This window comes from Rossellomorea sp. DUT-2 (genome assembly GCF_052665285.1).
Genome location: NZ_JBQPEO010000010.1, coordinates 30,676 through 45,269 on the forward strand (window position 1 = coordinate 30,676; position 14,594 = coordinate 45,269).

At 41.2% G+C, this 14,594-nt stretch carries 24 protein-coding genes; all 24 read left to right on the forward strand.

What is annotated here, in order from left to right; genetic code table 11:
* The first annotated feature begins 5 nt into the window (after positions 1–5).
* The 24 genes from fusA to secY all read left to right on the forward strand — a co-directional run bounded on the left by fusA (position 6) and on the right by secY (position 14,563).
* On the forward strand, positions 6–2,084 hold the full coding sequence (gene fusA, locus ACOSV2_RS21805; protein WP_113970886.1) for an elongation factor G: 2,079 nt from the start codon (positions 6–8) through the stop codon (positions 2,082–2,084).
* Positions 2,085–2,212: 128 nt separating this feature from the next.
* Positions 2,213–3,403 carry an elongation factor Tu gene (gene tuf / locus ACOSV2_RS21810; protein ID WP_113970887.1) on the forward strand — a complete coding sequence of 397 codons (1,191 nt, stop codon included), beginning with the start codon at positions 2,213–2,215 and terminating at the stop codon, positions 3,401–3,403.
* Between the two features lie 692 nt (positions 3,404–4,095).
* A complete protein-coding gene (gene rpsJ, locus ACOSV2_RS21815; protein ID WP_034676072.1) occupies positions 4,096–4,404 on the forward strand; it encodes a 30S ribosomal protein S10 in 309 nt (102 codons plus the stop codon).
* A 35-nt stretch (positions 4,405–4,439) separates the two neighbouring features.
* Complete coding sequence (gene rplC / locus ACOSV2_RS21820) at positions 4,440–5,069, forward strand: 50S ribosomal protein L3 (protein WP_428976837.1); 630 nt, start codon at positions 4,440–4,442, stop codon at positions 5,067–5,069.
* A 30-nt stretch (positions 5,070–5,099) separates the two neighbouring features.
* Positions 5,100–5,723 carry a 50S ribosomal protein L4 gene (gene rplD / locus ACOSV2_RS21825; protein ID WP_113970890.1) on the forward strand — a complete coding sequence of 208 codons (624 nt, stop codon included), beginning with the start codon at positions 5,100–5,102 and terminating at the stop codon, positions 5,721–5,723.
* Entirely contained in the window at positions 5,723–6,007 is a 285-nt protein-coding gene (gene rplW / locus ACOSV2_RS21830; protein WP_397554501.1) for a 50S ribosomal protein L23, read from the forward strand. The genes rplD and rplW overlap by 1 nt, the downstream gene beginning before the upstream one ends.
* Before the next feature lie 31 nt (positions 6,008–6,038).
* Positions 6,039–6,869, forward strand: coding sequence for a 50S ribosomal protein L2 (gene rplB / locus ACOSV2_RS21835; RefSeq protein WP_113970892.1), 831 nt, complete (start codon positions 6,039–6,041; stop codon positions 6,867–6,869).
* 60 nt (positions 6,870–6,929) lie between these two features.
* Positions 6,930–7,208 carry a 30S ribosomal protein S19 gene (rpsS, locus tag ACOSV2_RS21840; RefSeq protein ID WP_060674120.1) on the forward strand — a complete coding sequence of 93 codons (279 nt, stop codon included), beginning with the start codon at positions 6,930–6,932 and terminating at the stop codon, positions 7,206–7,208.
* Between the two features lie 19 nt (positions 7,209–7,227).
* Complete coding sequence (rplV, locus tag ACOSV2_RS21845; RefSeq protein ID WP_034765976.1) at positions 7,228–7,569, forward strand: 50S ribosomal protein L22; 342 nt, start codon at positions 7,228–7,230, stop codon at positions 7,567–7,569.
* Positions 7,570–7,572: 3 nt separating this feature from the next.
* Positions 7,573–8,229, forward strand: coding sequence for a 30S ribosomal protein S3 (gene rpsC, locus ACOSV2_RS21850; protein WP_034765973.1), 657 nt, complete (start codon positions 7,573–7,575; stop codon positions 8,227–8,229).
* Between the two features lie 2 nt (positions 8,230–8,231).
* Complete coding sequence (gene rplP, locus ACOSV2_RS21855) at positions 8,232–8,666, forward strand: 50S ribosomal protein L16 (RefSeq protein ID WP_428976838.1); 435 nt, start codon at positions 8,232–8,234, stop codon at positions 8,664–8,666.
* Positions 8,656–8,859, forward strand: a complete 204-nt coding sequence (gene rpmC, locus ACOSV2_RS21860; protein WP_060674114.1) for a 50S ribosomal protein L29 — start codon at positions 8,656–8,658, stop codon at positions 8,857–8,859. The genes rplP and rpmC overlap by 11 nt, the downstream gene beginning before the upstream one ends.
* A 20-nt stretch (positions 8,860–8,879) precedes the next feature.
* On the forward strand, positions 8,880–9,143 hold the full coding sequence (rpsQ, locus tag ACOSV2_RS21865) for a 30S ribosomal protein S17 (protein ID WP_032085279.1): 264 nt from the start codon (positions 8,880–8,882) through the stop codon (positions 9,141–9,143).
* A gap of 44 nt (positions 9,144–9,187) precedes the next feature.
* The gene (gene rplN, locus ACOSV2_RS21870; protein ID WP_060674112.1) at positions 9,188–9,556 is read left to right on the forward strand and encodes a 50S ribosomal protein L14; all 369 of its coding nucleotides are present in this window, start codon (positions 9,188–9,190) and stop codon (positions 9,554–9,556) included.
* 39 nt (positions 9,557–9,595) lie between these two features.
* Positions 9,596–9,907: a 50S ribosomal protein L24 gene (gene rplX, locus ACOSV2_RS21875; protein WP_034765969.1), complete on the forward strand. Its 312-nt coding sequence runs from the start codon at positions 9,596–9,598 to the stop codon at positions 9,905–9,907.
* A 26-nt stretch (positions 9,908–9,933) separates the two neighbouring features.
* A complete protein-coding gene (gene rplE, locus ACOSV2_RS21880; protein WP_113970893.1) occupies positions 9,934–10,473 on the forward strand; it encodes a 50S ribosomal protein L5 in 540 nt (179 codons plus the stop codon).
* A gap of 24 nt (positions 10,474–10,497) precedes the next feature.
* A complete protein-coding gene (locus ACOSV2_RS21885) occupies positions 10,498–10,683 on the forward strand; it encodes a type Z 30S ribosomal protein S14 (RefSeq protein WP_010191505.1) in 186 nt (61 codons plus the stop codon).
* Positions 10,684–10,713: 30 nt separating this feature from the next.
* The gene (rpsH, locus tag ACOSV2_RS21890) at positions 10,714–11,112 is read left to right on the forward strand and encodes a 30S ribosomal protein S8 (RefSeq protein ID WP_060674108.1); all 399 of its coding nucleotides are present in this window, start codon (positions 10,714–10,716) and stop codon (positions 11,110–11,112) included.
* 30 nt (positions 11,113–11,142) lie between these two features.
* Complete coding sequence (gene rplF, locus ACOSV2_RS21895) at positions 11,143–11,682, forward strand: 50S ribosomal protein L6 (RefSeq protein ID WP_148971243.1); 540 nt, start codon at positions 11,143–11,145, stop codon at positions 11,680–11,682.
* 33 nt (positions 11,683–11,715) lie between these two features.
* Positions 11,716–12,078 carry a 50S ribosomal protein L18 gene (rplR, locus tag ACOSV2_RS21900; protein ID WP_113970895.1) on the forward strand — a complete coding sequence of 121 codons (363 nt, stop codon included), beginning with the start codon at positions 11,716–11,718 and terminating at the stop codon, positions 12,076–12,078.
* 23 nt (positions 12,079–12,101) lie between these two features.
* Positions 12,102–12,602 (forward strand): 30S ribosomal protein S5, encoded by a 501-nt coding sequence (gene rpsE, locus ACOSV2_RS21905; RefSeq protein WP_113970896.1) that lies wholly within the window; start codon positions 12,102–12,104, stop codon positions 12,600–12,602.
* A gap of 13 nt (positions 12,603–12,615) precedes the next feature.
* A complete protein-coding gene (gene rpmD / locus ACOSV2_RS21910) occupies positions 12,616–12,798 on the forward strand; it encodes a 50S ribosomal protein L30 (RefSeq protein WP_044340532.1) in 183 nt (60 codons plus the stop codon).
* Positions 12,799–12,830: 32 nt separating this feature from the next.
* On the forward strand, positions 12,831–13,271 hold the full coding sequence (gene rplO, locus ACOSV2_RS21915) for a 50S ribosomal protein L15 (RefSeq protein ID WP_113970897.1): 441 nt from the start codon (positions 12,831–12,833) through the stop codon (positions 13,269–13,271).
* Positions 13,271–14,563 (forward strand): preprotein translocase subunit SecY, encoded by a 1,293-nt coding sequence (gene secY, locus ACOSV2_RS21920; RefSeq protein ID WP_113970898.1) that lies wholly within the window; start codon positions 13,271–13,273, stop codon positions 14,561–14,563. The genes rplO and secY overlap by 1 nt, the downstream gene beginning before the upstream one ends.
* The last annotated feature ends 31 nt before the right edge of the window (positions 14,564–14,594 follow it).

Below are 14,594 nucleotides of genomic sequence, written 5' to 3' on the forward strand. Positions count from 1 at the left end.
ACCGCATGCCTAGAGAGTTCTCCTTAGAAAACACTCGTAATATCGGTATCATGGCACACATCGATGCTGGTAAAACAACTGCAACTGAGCGTATCCTATTTTATACAGGTCGTATCCATAAAATTGGAGAAACTCACGAAGGTGCTTCTCAAATGGACTGGATGGAGCAAGAGCAAGAACGTGGTATCACTATCACTTCTGCTGCGACAACAGCCCAATGGAAAGGCCATCGTATTAACATCATCGATACACCTGGACACGTAGACTTCACTGTTGAAGTTGAGCGTTCATTGCGTGTACTTGATGGTGCAGTAGCAGTACTTGATGCTCAATCTGGTGTTGAGCCTCAAACTGAAACTGTTTGGCGCCAAGCAACAACTTACGGGGTTCCTCGTGTTGTGTTCGTTAATAAAATGGACAAAATCGGTGCTGACTTCCTTTATTCAGTTGGAACGCTTCATGAACGTTTACAAGCGAATGCGCATCCAATTCAGCTTCCAATCGGTGCTGAAGATGATTTCGAAGGTATCATCGACTTAGTAGAAATGAAAGCTTACTTCTATGAAGATGACCTTGGAACGCGTGCAGAAGCTCGTGACATTCCTGAAGAGTACAAAGATCAAGCTGAAGAATACCGCGGAAAGTTAATTGAAGCAGTTTCTGAACTTGATGAAGAGCTTATGATGAAGTACTTAGAAGGTGAAGAGCTTTCTAACGAAGAAATCAAATCTGCTATCCGTGCGGCTACACTTACTGTCGAGTTCTACCCGGTAGTTTGTGGATCTGCATTTAAAAACAAAGGGGTTCAATTATTAATTGACTCAGTTATTGACTATCTTCCAGCGCCAACAGACGTTGAAGATATCAAAGGTTTTGTTCCTGATACAGAAGAAGAGGTAACTCGTCCATCAACAGACGATGCGCCATTCTCTGCTTTAGCGTTCAAAGTTGCAACTGACCCTTATGTTGGTAAATTAACATTCTTCCGTGTGTACTCAGGAACATTAGATTCTGGTTCATATGTAAGAAACTCTTCTAAAGGTAAACGTGAGCGTGTAGGACGTATCCTACAAATGCACGCTAACTCTCGTGAAGAAATCTCTACAGTTTACGCTGGGGATATTGCAGCAGCTGTTGGTTTGAAAGATACTTCTACTGGAGATACACTATGTGATGAAAAGAGTCTGGTTATCTTAGAATCCATGGTATTCCCAGAGCCGGTTATCTCTCTATCTGTTGAGCCTAAATCAAAGGCTGACCAAGATAAAATGACTACAGCTCTACAAAAACTTCAAGAGGAAGATCCAACATTCCGTGCGCATACTGACCAGGAAACTGGTCAAGTTATCATCGCAGGTATGGGTGAGCTTCACTTAGATATCATCGTTGACCGTATGAAACGTGAATTCAAAGTTGAAGCAAACGTAGGTGCTCCTCAAGTATCTTACCGTGAGACTTTCCGTGATACGGCTAAAGTTGAAGGTAAGTTCGCCCGTCAATCTGGTGGACGTGGACAATTCGGACACGTTTGGATCGAGTTCTCACCTAACGAAGAAGGTAAAGGATTCGAATTCGAGAACGGTATCGTCGGTGGTGTAGTTCCTCGTGAATACATCCCTGCAGTACAAGCCGGTCTAACTGACGCTTTAGAAAATGGTGTCTTAGCTGGTTTCCCACTTGTTGATGTTAAAGCAAGATTATTCGATGGTTCATACCATGATGTTGACTCCTCTGAAATGGCGTTTAAGATCGCTGCTTCTATGGCACTTAAGAATGCCGCTTCTAAATGTAAGCCGGTAATCTTAGAGCCAATGATGAAGGTTGAGGTTGTTATCCCTGAGGAATACCTTGGAGATATCATGGGTGATGTAACTTCTCGTCGTGGACGCGTAGAAGGTATGGAAGCACGCGGTAACGCTCAAGTCGTTAAAGCGTTCGTACCTTTATCAGAAATGTTTGGATATGCAACTTCCCTTCGTTCTAACACACAAGGACGTGGAACATACTCCATGCACTTCGATCACTATGAAGAAGTACCTAAATCGATTTCTGAAGAAATCATCAAAAAAAATAAAGGTGAATAATTGATTTATTCGCTTTTATAAAGTATAAATACTAATGTAAGCAATTGTTGTGTCAGAGATGGTTTTTAGCTATCTCTGAGGCATCCAAAATATACTTATTTTCTTTAAAATCAAAGGAGGATTTTCAAATGGGTAAGGAAAAATTTGATCGTTCCAAGCAACATGCGAATATCGGTACAATCGGTCACGTTGACCACGGTAAAACAACTCTAACAGCTGCAATCACAACTACACTTCACAAGAAGTATGGTCGTGGAACTGCAATGGCATATGACCAAATTGACGGTGCTCCAGAAGAAAGAGAGCGTGGAATCACAATCTCTACTGCGCACGTTGAGTATGAAACTGATACTCGTCACTATGCACACGTTGACTGCCCAGGACATGCTGACTATGTTAAAAACATGATCACTGGTGCAGCACAAATGGATGGTGGGATCCTAGTAGTTTCTGCTGCTGATGGCCCAATGCCACAAACTCGTGAGCACATCCTTCTTTCTCGTCAAGTAGGTGTTCCATACCTAGTTGTATTCATGAACAAATGTGACATGGTAGACGACGAAGAGCTACTTGAATTAGTAGAAATGGAAGTACGTGACCTTCTTTCTGAGTACGATTTCCCTGGCGATGACGTACCAGTAATCAAAGGTTCTGCTCTTAAAGCTCTTGAAGGAGAAGCTGAGTGGGAAGAAAAAATCTACGAACTTATGGAAGCTGTAGATAGCTACATCCCAACTCCAGAGCGTGACACTGAAAAGCCATTCATGATGCCTGTTGAGGATGTATTCTCAATCACAGGTCGTGGTACAGTTGCAACTGGTCGTGTTGAGCGTGGACAAGTTAAAGTTGGAGACACTATCGACATCATCGGTCTTTCTGAAGAGCCAAAATCTACAACTGTAACAGGTGTAGAAATGTTCCGTAAGCTTCTTGATTATGCTGAAGCTGGAGACAACATCGGTGCACTACTTCGTGGTGTAGCTCGTGAAGATATCCAACGTGGACAAGTACTTGCTAAGCCAGGTACAATCACTCCACACACAAAGTTCAAAGCAGAAGTTTATGTTCTTTCTAAAGAAGAAGGTGGACGTCACACTCCATTCTTCACTAACTACCGCCCACAGTTCTACTTCCGTACAACTGACGTAACTGGTATCTGTAACCTTCCTGAAGGTGTAGAAATGGTTATGCCTGGCGATAACATCGAAATGACTGTTGAGCTTATCGCTCCAATCGCTATCGAAGAAGGTACTAAGTTCTCTATCCGTGAGGGTGGACGTACTGTAGGTGCTGGAGTAGTAGCTACAATCACTGAGTAATCATTGATATCAAAAACAGATGGACATCATGTCCATCTGTTTTTTTGTGTGTAAATAGCTATACAATTTGGACGTACTATCCCGAATATAATAATGGTGTTGTCGAGTTTCTTCTATATAGTATAGTACTCGTTTATTTATGTTGATCAACCTACAGTGATTATCGTATAAAATAAATTTCCTACATGAATAAGTAATCGATACACTAAGTTGATTGGAGCGGAAGGATGTTCGACTCCTGCGGGAATAGTGGGACAGGTGAGACCCCGCAGGCGAATCCGAGGAGGATCACCGCCCACCCGCGGAAAGCGAACATCGTGGAGCGGAAATCAACAAGCACTCACTTTTTAGGAAGTAATAGAAAAAAGTTCTAATAAGGAATGAATATTTGTTTCCTTTAAATTAATATACTTTGATCCAATAAAACCGTTATATTAAATATTGTGAAAATAACACATAGCCTTGAAAATCACACGGTTCGTTTGTATAATAGAGAAAGTGTGCAAAACACAAAGATTTTGCAAGAAACAGTTGCATCTTCTAGGTGTTTTAGTTATAATAGACAATGTTGGTCTTTGACTGCGATGAAACAGAAGGTTGCTGACACACACGGCCGCTTTGCCATGGCGAGTGTGTGGGAAATTTCTGTGGAGAATGTCTATTCAAAAATAGGCGATAAAGGAGGGAAAATAATGGCAAAACAAAAGATTCGTATCCGTTTAAAGGCTTATGATCACAGAATTCTTGATCAATCAGCTGAGAAAATTGTTGAAACAGCAAAACGTTCTGGTGCGGCGGTTTCTGGACCGATCCCACTACCGACTGAAAAGTCTATTTACACAATCTTACGTGCTGTGCACAAATACAAAGATTCTCGTGAGCAATTCGAAATGCGTACTCATAAACGCTTAATCGACATTGTAAACCCAACACCTCAAACAGTTGATGCGCTTATGCGTTTAGACTTACCATCAGGTGTAGATATCGAAATCAAACTTTAATTCATAAAAACCATAATTATTAGGAGGTGTGACTTATGACCAAAGGAATCTTAGGAAGAAAGATTGGTATGACTCAAGTTTTCGCTGAAAACGGTGATCTTATCCCTGTAACTGTTATCGAAGCTGCTCAAAACGTGGTACTTCAAAAGAAATCTGTCGATGTTGATGGCTACTCAGCTATCCAAGTAGGTTTTGAAGACAAACGTGAAAAGCTTTCTAACAAACCAGAGAGAGGCCACGTTGCTAAAGCTGAAACTGCTCCTAAGCGCTTCATCCGTGAAATCCGCGGTGTAAACGTAGAAGAGTACGAAGTTGGTCAAGAAGTCAAAGTTGATATTTTCGCGGCAGGCGAAATCGTAGATGTAACAGGAGTTTCAAAAGGTAAAGGATTCCAAGGTGCTATCAAGCGTCATAACCAATCTCGCGGACCTATGTCCCATGGTTCTCGTTACCACCGTCGTCCTGGTTCAATGGGTCCTGTTGATCCAAACCGTGTATTCAAAGGTAAATTACTACCTGGACGTATGGGCGGAGAGCAGATTACAATTCAAAACCTTGAAATTGTAAAAATCGATGCTGATCGTAACCTTATCTTAGTTAAAGGTAATGTACCTGGACCTAAGAAACAACTGATCAAAGTAAAGTCTGCTATTAAAGCAAACTAATAGAACTTTTCAAGAAAGGAGGAAACAAGAATGCCGAAAGTAGCATTATTTAACCAAAGCGGTTCTAAAGTTGGTGATATCGAACTTAATGACACTGTTTTTGGTATCGAACCAAACAAACATGTAATGTTTGAAGCAGTATTGATGCAAAGAGCTTCTTTACGTCAAGGTAATCACAAAGTAAAAAATCGTTCTGAAGTACGTGGCGGTGGGCGTAAGCCTTGGCGTCAAAAAGGAACTGGCCGTGCTCGTCAAGGGTCAATCCGTTCTCCACAATGGCGCGGTGGTGGTACTGTATTTGGACCAGTTCCACGCAGCTACAGCTACAAACTTCCTAAGAAAGTTCGTCGCTTAGCGATTAAATCTGCTCTTTCTTCTAAAGTAGTAGAAGAAAACATTTTAGTATTAGAAGCATTATCATTCGATGCTCCTAAAACAAAAGAATTTGCTAACGTTCTAAAAGGTCTTTCTGTTGATTCTAAAACTTTAGTAATCACTGATGGAATCGACGAAAACGTAGCACTTTCAGCTCGTAACATCCCTGGTGTAACTGTTGTTCCTGCTGATGGAGTTAGCGTACTTGATGTATTAGGACACGACAAACTAGTGATCACTAAATCAGCTGTTGAAAAAGTAGAGGAGGTGCTTGCATAATGGATGTACGTGAAATCATTAAGCGCCCCGTAATTACAGAGGCTTCAACTGATCTTATGTCTGAGAAGAAATATACTTTCGAAGTTGATACTAGAGCGAACAAAACTCAAGTAAAAGACGCTGTTGAAGTAATCTTTGACGTGAAAGTAGATAAAGTTAACATCATGAACTACAAAGGTAAGTTCAAACGTATGGGTAAACACGCTGGTTACACTAACAAGCGTCGTAAAGCAATCGTTAAGCTTACTACTGATAGTAAAGAAATCGAATTCTTTGAAGTATAAAATTCTTTAATTAAGAAGAGGAGGGAAAAACATGGCGATTAAAAAGTATAAACCTACCTCTAATGGTCGTCGCGGCATGACTAGTTCTGATTTCGCTGAAATCACTACAGATTCTCCGGAAAAGTCACTTTTAGCACCCCTACACAAAAAGGGTGGCCGTAACAACCAAGGTAAGTTAACAGTTCGTCATCAAGGTGGCGGTCATAAGCGCCAATACCGTATCATCGATTTCAAACGTGAAAAAGATGGTATACCTGGACGCGTTGCTACGATCGAATACGATCCAAACCGCTCAGCTAACATTGCACTAATCAACTACGCTGATGGGGAAAAACGTTACATTCTTGCACCTAAAACACTTGTTGTAGGTATGGAAGTAATGTCTGGACCTGAAGCAGATATCAAAGTGGGTAACACATTACCACTTATCAACATCCCAGTTGGTACAATCGTACACAATATTGAACTTAAACCAGGTAAGGGTGGCCAGTTAGTTCGTTCTGCTGGAACATCTGCTCAAGTACTTGGTAAAGAAGGTAAATATGTACTTGTACGTCTTAACTCTGGTGAAACTCGTATGATTCTTTCTGCTTGTCGTGCTACTGTAGGTCAAGTTGGAAACGAACAACACGAACTTATCAACATTGGTAAAGCCGGACGTTCTCGTTGGTTAGGTAAACGCCCAACAGTTCGTGGTTCTGTAATGAACCCTAACGATCACCCACACGGTGGTGGTGAAGGACGTGCTCCAATCGGACGTAAATCACCAATGTCTCCATGGGGTAAACCTACTCTTGGATACAAGACACGTAAGAAAAACAACAAATCTGATAAATTTATTGTGCGTCGTCGCAAAAAATAACGGGATTGTACTACGGTTCCTGAAAAGAGCCGTAGATCAATCACGAAGGGAGGTTCAAACATGGGTCGTAGCTTAAAAAAAGGACCTTTTGTTGATGATCATTTAATGAATAAGGTTGAGAAATTGAACGAAACTGAAGGCAAACAAGTTGTTAAAACTTGGTCTCGTCGCTCAACGATCTTCCCAGCATTCATCGGTCACACTATCGCAGTTTACGATGGTCGTAAACATGTACCTGTATACGTCACTGAAGACATGGTAGGACACAAGCTTGGTGAATTCGCACCATCTCGTACTTACAAAGGTCACGCAAGTGATGATAAGAAAACAAGACGCTAATTGAGAGGAGGGTATCCTAATGCAAGCAAAAGCTGTTGCAAGAACAGTACGTATTGCTCCTCGTAAAGTACGTTTAGTCGTTGATCTAATCCGAGGTAAGCAAGTTGGAGAAGCGGTTGCTATCTTAAAGCATACACCTAAAGCTGCTTCACCAGTAATCGAAAAAGTACTTAAGTCTGCTATTGCGAACGCAGAGCACAACTTTGACATGGATATTAATAGCCTAGTGGTAACTGAGGCTTATGTAAATGAAGGACCAACACTTAAACGTTTCCGTCCTCGTGCGATGGGACGTGCAAGTCAAATTAACAAACGTACAAGTCACATTACACTTGTCGTATCAGAAAAGAAGGAGGGATAAGCTGTGGGTCAAAAAGTACATCCGGTCGGACTTCGTGTCGGTATAATCCGTGATTGGGAATCTAAATGGTACGCAGATAAAGATTACGCTAATCTATTACACGAAGACATTAAAGTACGTGAATATATTGCAAAACGTTTAGTAGACGCTTCTGTTTCTAAAGTAGAAATCGAACGCGCTGCAAATCGTATTAACATTACTGTTCATACAGCTAAGCCTGGTATGGTTATCGGTAAAGGTGGTACAGAAGTTGAAGCTCTTCGTAAAGCTCTTAACGAACTTACTTCAAAACGTGTACACATCAACATCGTTGAAATCAAAAGAGCTGACGTTGATGCTAAACTAGTAGCAGAAAACATCGCTCGTCAATTAGAAAACCGTGTTTCTTTCCGTCGTGCTCAGAAGCAATCAATTCAACGCGCTATGCGTGCTGGAGCAAAAGGAATCAAAACGCAAGTATCTGGTCGTTTAGGCGGAGCAGATATCGCTCGTGCAGAACATTACAGTGAAGGTACTGTTCCACTTCATACACTACGCGCTGACATTGACTATGCTCATGCAGAAGCTGACACAACTTATGGTAAGCTTGGCGTTAAAGTATGGATCTATCGTGGAGAAGTTCTTCCTACAAGAAAGAAATCTGAGGAAGGAGGCAAATAATTATGTTATTACCTAAACGCGTTAAACATCGTCGCGAACACCGCGGAAAAATGCGTGGACGTGCTAAAGGCGGTCAAGAGGTAGCGTTCGGTGAATACGGTTTACAAGCAGTGGAAGCTTCTTGGATCACAAACCGTCAAATCGAGGCAGCTCGTATCGCTATGACTCGTTACATGAAACGTGGCGGTAAAGTATGGATTAAAATCTTCCCTCATAAACCTTACACTGCAAAACCTTTAGAAGTACGTATGGGTTCAGGTAAAGGTGCTCCAGAAGGTTGGGTAGCAGTAGTTAAGCCTGGAAAAATCATGTTTGAAATCGCTGGTGTGTCTGAAGAGGTAGCTCGTGAAGCACTTCGTCTAGCATCACACAAACTTCCTATCAAAACGAAGTTTGTAAAACGTGAGGAAATTGGTGGTGAATCAAATGAAAAGTAATGAAATTCGTGACCTAACCACTGCTGAAATTGAACAAAAAGTAAAAACTCTAAAAGAAGAGTTATTTAACCTTCGCTTCCAACTTGCGACTGGACAATTAGAAAACACAGCTCGCATCCGTGAAGTCCGCAAAGGGATCGCTCGTATGAAAACTGTAATCCGTGAAAGAGAGATCGGGGTTAACAATCGATAAATGAGAGGAGGTTTGCTTAAATGAGTGACCGCAACCAACGTAAGGTATACACTGGCCGTGTTGTTTCCGACAAAATGGATAAAACAGTAACGGTTATGGTAGAAACTTATAAAAAGCATTCTCTATACGGCAAGCGCGTTAAGTACTCTAAGAAGTTTAAAACTCATGATGAGAACAACGAAGCAAAAGTAGGAGATATCGTACGTATCATGGAGACTCGTCCACTATCTGCTACAAAACGTTTCCGTTTAGTAGAAGTTGTTGAAAAAGCAGTTATTATCTAATATATTTGTTCGGATATTTTATATTCCGAAGGGAGGTTACCTACATGATTCAACAAGAATCACGTTTAAAAGTTGCTGACAACTCTGGTGCTCGTGAAGTATTAACTATCAAAGTGCTTGGTGGTTCTGGACGCAAAACAGCTAACATCGGTGATGTTATCGTGTGTACAGTAAAACAAGCAACACCAGGTGGCGTTGTTAAAAAAGGTGACGTAGTAAGAGCGGTTGTTGTACGTACTAAATCTGGTGTACGTCGTCAAGACGGTACTTACATTAAGTTCGACGAGAACGCTTGTGTAATTATCCGTGACGATAAGGGACCACGTGGTACTCGTATCTTCGGACCTGTTGCTCGCGAACTACGTGACAGCAACTTTATGAAAATTGTATCTTTAGCTCCAGAAGTTCTTTAATAGATATTAGCATTGGGCCATTCAAGGAGGTGCGATGAAATGCATGTAAAAAAAGGCGATAAAGTAATGGTCATTACTGGGAAAGACAAAGGCAAAACAGGTGTTGTTCTTGCTTCATTCCCTAAGAAAGACCGAGTGCTAGTTGAAGGAATTAACGTTGTGAAAAAACACGCTAAGCCTTCACAGATGAATCCGCAAGGCGGAATCATCAGCCAAGAAGCATCTATCCATGTATCAAATGTTATGCTTCTAGATCCGAAATCCAACGAGCCAACTCGTGTAGGATATAAGACAGAAGACGGCAAAAAAGTACGTGTAGCAAAAAAATCAGGTGAAGTTCTAGATAAATAGTACGATTAAGAAGGGAGGTATTCTGAATGAACCGCCTAAAAGAAAAATTTCAACAAGAAATCAGTCCAGCTCTAGTAAGCAAATTCAATTACAAATCAGTAATGGAAGTACCTAAAGTTGAAAAGATCGTTGTCAACATGGGTATCGGTGAAGCTGTTCAAAACTCAAAAGCTCTTGATGTAGCTGTTGATGAGTTGACTCAAATCACTGGTCAAAAACCAGTTGTAACGAAAGCTAAAAAATCTATCGCAGGTTTCCGTCTTCGTGAAGGTATGCCTATCGGTGCAAAAGTTACTCTTCGTGGAGAGCGTATGTACCAATTCTTAGATAAGTTAATTTCTGTTTCACTTCCACGTGTACGTGACTTCCGTGGTGTTTCTAAAAAAGCATTCGACGGTCGCGGTAACTACACATTAGGAGTTAAAGAGCAATTGATTTTCCCTGAGATTGACTATGATAAAGTGTCTAAAGTACGTGGTATGGATATCGTAATCGTAACAACTGCGAACTCGGACGAAGAAGCTCGTGAATTATTGACACAAATCGGAATGCCATTCCAAAAGTAATCGCTATATAAGGGAGGCGAAAATGTGGCTAAAAAATCTATGATTGCGAAACAAAAACGCACGCCAAAGCATAATGTTCAAGCGTATACACGTTGCGAACGTTGCGGACGTCCTCATTCAGTTATCCGTAAATTCAAGCTTTGCCGTATTTGTTTCCGTGAACTTGCATACAAGGGTCAGATTCCTGGCGTTAAAAAAGCTAGTTGGTAATACCCTATTTTGGGAAGGAGGTAAATTATTATGACAATGACAGATCCAATTGCAGATTTGCTTACTCGCATCCGTAATGCGAACATGGTTCGTCACGAAAGATTAGAAGTTCCTGCTTCTAACATCAAGAAAGAAATTGCAGAAATCCTTAAACGTGAAGGTTTCGTACGTGACGTAGAATATGTAGAAGATAACAAGCAAGGTGTTATCCGCATTTTCTTAAAATATGGAGCAAACAACGAACGTGTAATTACTGGATTAAAGCGTATCTCTAAACCTGGTTTACGTGTATATGCGAAATCTACAGAAGTACCTAGAGTATTAAACGGTCTAGGTATCGCACTTGTTTCTACTTCTACAGGTGTTTTAACTGACAAAGAAGCTCGTGCTCAACAAGTAGGCGGAGAAGTACTAGCTTACGTTTGGTAATATTTTTTATATGAATGGAGGTGCAACAGGATGTCACGTGTAGGAAAACTACCAATCGAAATTCCATCTGACGTTACTCTAACAGTAGGTGAAGATAACACTGTAACTGTAAAAGGACCTAAAGGGGAACTTTCTCGTACATTCAATTCTGATATTAAAGTAGAATTAGAAGGAAACGTAGCAACAGTTACTCGCCCTTCTGATGCAAAAGAACACCGCGCGTTACACGGTACAACTCGTGCCCTAATCGCGAACATGGTTGAAGGTGTATCTAAAGGATTCCAAAGAAACCTTGAGCTAGTCGGTGTAGGTTACCGTGCTCAAAAACAAGGTACTAAGCTTGTACTTAACGTTGGTTACTCTCACCCAGTTGAGATCGAACCAGAACAAGGTATCGAGATCGAAGTACCGGCAAACACAAAGATATCTATTAAAGGTATCGATAAAGAACGTGTTGGAGCATTAGCTGCAAACATTCGTGCTGTACGCTCTCCTGAGCCTTACAAAGGAAAAGGTATTCGCTACGAAGGTGAATATGTTCGTCGTAAAGAAGGTAAAACAGGTAAATAATGCCGCGTAGGCAAAAGAAAGGAGTGACCGTAGGTGATTACTAAGCCAGATAAGAACAAAACACGTAAGAAGAGACATGCTCGTGTCCGTTCAAAAATTACTGGAACTGAAACTCGTCCTCGTTTGAACGTTTTCCGTTCTAACAAAAATATCTACGCTCAACTTATCGATGACGTGAACGGTGTTACTCTAGTAAGTGCATCTTCTCAAGATAAAGATTTCGATCTAGACTCAGCAGCTACTATCGATGCAGCAGCAAAAGTTGGAGAACTAGTTGCGAAACGTGCAGTAGATAAAGGAATGAAATCCGTGGTATTTGACCGTGGAGGATATTTATATCATGGCCGTATCAAAGCTTTAGCTGAAGCAGCTCGTGAAAACGGCTTAGAATTTTAATAAAAAAAGGAGGGACAATCCAGATGCGTCGTATTGATCCAAGTAAACTAGAATTTGAAGAACGCGTAGTTACAATCAATCGTGTTGCGAAAGTTGTTAAAGGTGGACGTCGTTTCCGTTTCGCTGCTCTTGTTGTAGTAGGCGACAAAAACGGTCACGTTGGTTTCGGAACTGGTAAAGCTCAGGAAGTACCTGATGCAATCCGTAAAGCGATTGAAGATGCGAAGAAAAATCTAATTGAAGTTCCTATGGTTGATGGTACTACACCTCACCTAGTAACTGGACGATTTGGTGCTGGTCAAATCCTGATCAAACCTGCTTCTGCGGGTACAGGAATTATTGCCGGTGGACCTGTTCGTGCCGTACTTGAATTAGCTGGTGTTCAAGATATCCTATCTAAATCTTTAGGATCTAACACTCCAATTAACATGGTTCGCGCTACTATCGAAGGTTTAAAACAATTAAAGCGTGCTGAAGACGTTGCAAAATTACGTGGTAAATCAGTAGAAGAGATATTAGGATAAGGGAGGGATAACGATGGCTAACAAACTAGAAATTACCCTCACTCGCAGTACAATCGGTCGTCCACAAGATCAACGTAAAACTGTTGAAGCTTTAGGACTTCGCAAAATGCATCAAACAGTTGAACAACAAGATAATGCTGCTATCCGCGGTATGATCAACAAAGTTGCTCACCTTGTAACGGTTACAGAAAAATAATCGATTTCTTTCGAAAAAAAGGAGGTGCCGACATGAAATTACATGAGTTAAAGCCTACAGAAGGTTCACGTAAGGTCCGCAATCGTGTAGGACGTGGTATTGGTTCAGGTAATGGAAAGACTTCTGGTAAAGGTCATAAAGGACAAAACGCTCGTTCAGGTGGCGGAACTCGTCCTGGCTTTGAGGGTGGTCAAACACCATTATTCCAACGTCTACCAAAACGTGGATTCACGAACATCAATCGTAAAGAATATGCAATCGTCAACCTTGACGCATTGAATCGCTTCGAAGATGGTACAGAAGTTACTCCAGCTCTACTTGTAGAAACTGGCGTAGTGAGTAACGAAAAAGCGGGAATTAAGATTCTTGGTAAAGGTTCAATCGAGAAAAAGCTTACAGTAAAAGCACAAAAATTCTCAACCACTGCTAAAGAAGCTATCGAAGCTGCTGGCGGTACATCCGAGGTGATCTAATGTTTCAAACTATCTCCAATTTTATGCGCGTGGGTGATATAAGAAATAAAATTATTTTCACCCTTCTAATGTTAATAGTCTTTCGTCTTGGTACCTTCATTCCGGTGCCAAACGTAGACGCTAATGTATTGAAAATGCAAGACCAGGCAGGAATTCTCGGATTCCTTAATACATTTGGTGGCGGTGCACTGCAAAATTTCTCCATCTTTGCGATGGGAATTATGCCTTACATTACTGCTTCAATCATCGTACAACTCCTGCAAATGGATGTTGTTCCGAAGTTTACAGAGTGGTCTAAGCAAGGTGAAGTCGGACGCCGAAAATTAGCTCAGTTCACACGATATTTCACCATCGTTCTCGGATTCATCCAAGCTTTAGGTATGTCCTATGGTTTTAATAGAATATATGGTGGAATGCTTATCCAGAGCCCAGGAGTTAGTACGTACCTACTAATAGCGTTAGTTCTAACAGCTGGTACGGCTTTTCTTATGTGGTTAGGTGAACAAATCACGGCTAAAGGTGTCGGGAATGGTATATCGATCCTGATCTTTGCAGGTATCGTTGCTGCTATCCCTAACACAGTAAACCAAATCTATGCTCAACAAATTGAAGGGGCAGGCGAACAGCTCTTCCTTCGAATTGTGGTTCTTGCACTTCTTGTTTTAGCAGTTATTGCAATCGTGGTTGGTGTCGTGTTTATTCAACAAGCACTTCGTAAAATTCCGATTCAATATGCAAAACGTTTAGTGGGGCGTAGTCCGGTTGGTGGACAATCAACACATCTACCGTTAAAGGTAAATGCTGCGGGTGTTATTCCAGTTATCTTTGCGATATCTTTCATAATCACGCCACAGACCATTTCATCTTTCTTCGGAGAAAATGATGTGACAAGTACTATTCAGTACATCTTTGATTACACTAAACCAGTTGGTATGATCATCTATGTAGCTCTGATCGTTGCCTTTACGTATTTCTATGCTTTCATTCAAGTGAATCCAGAACAAATGGCTGAAAACTTGAAGAAGCAAGGTGGATATATCCCTGGTATTCGTCCAGGTAAAACCACACAAGAGTATCTCACTCGCGTTCTGTATCGTCTAACATTTGTTGGGGCAATCTTCTTAGCTGTCATCTCGATACTTCCTGTTTTCTTCATTAACTTTGCGGGATTACCTCCTGCAGCTCAAATCGGTGGAACAAGCTTGCTCATCGTAGTAGGGGTTGCACTTGAGACAATGAAGCAACTGGAAGCGCAGTTAGTGAAACGTCACTACAAAGGATTTATTAAATAAGAGGGTTTTCGGGAACGTTTTGTTCCTGAAG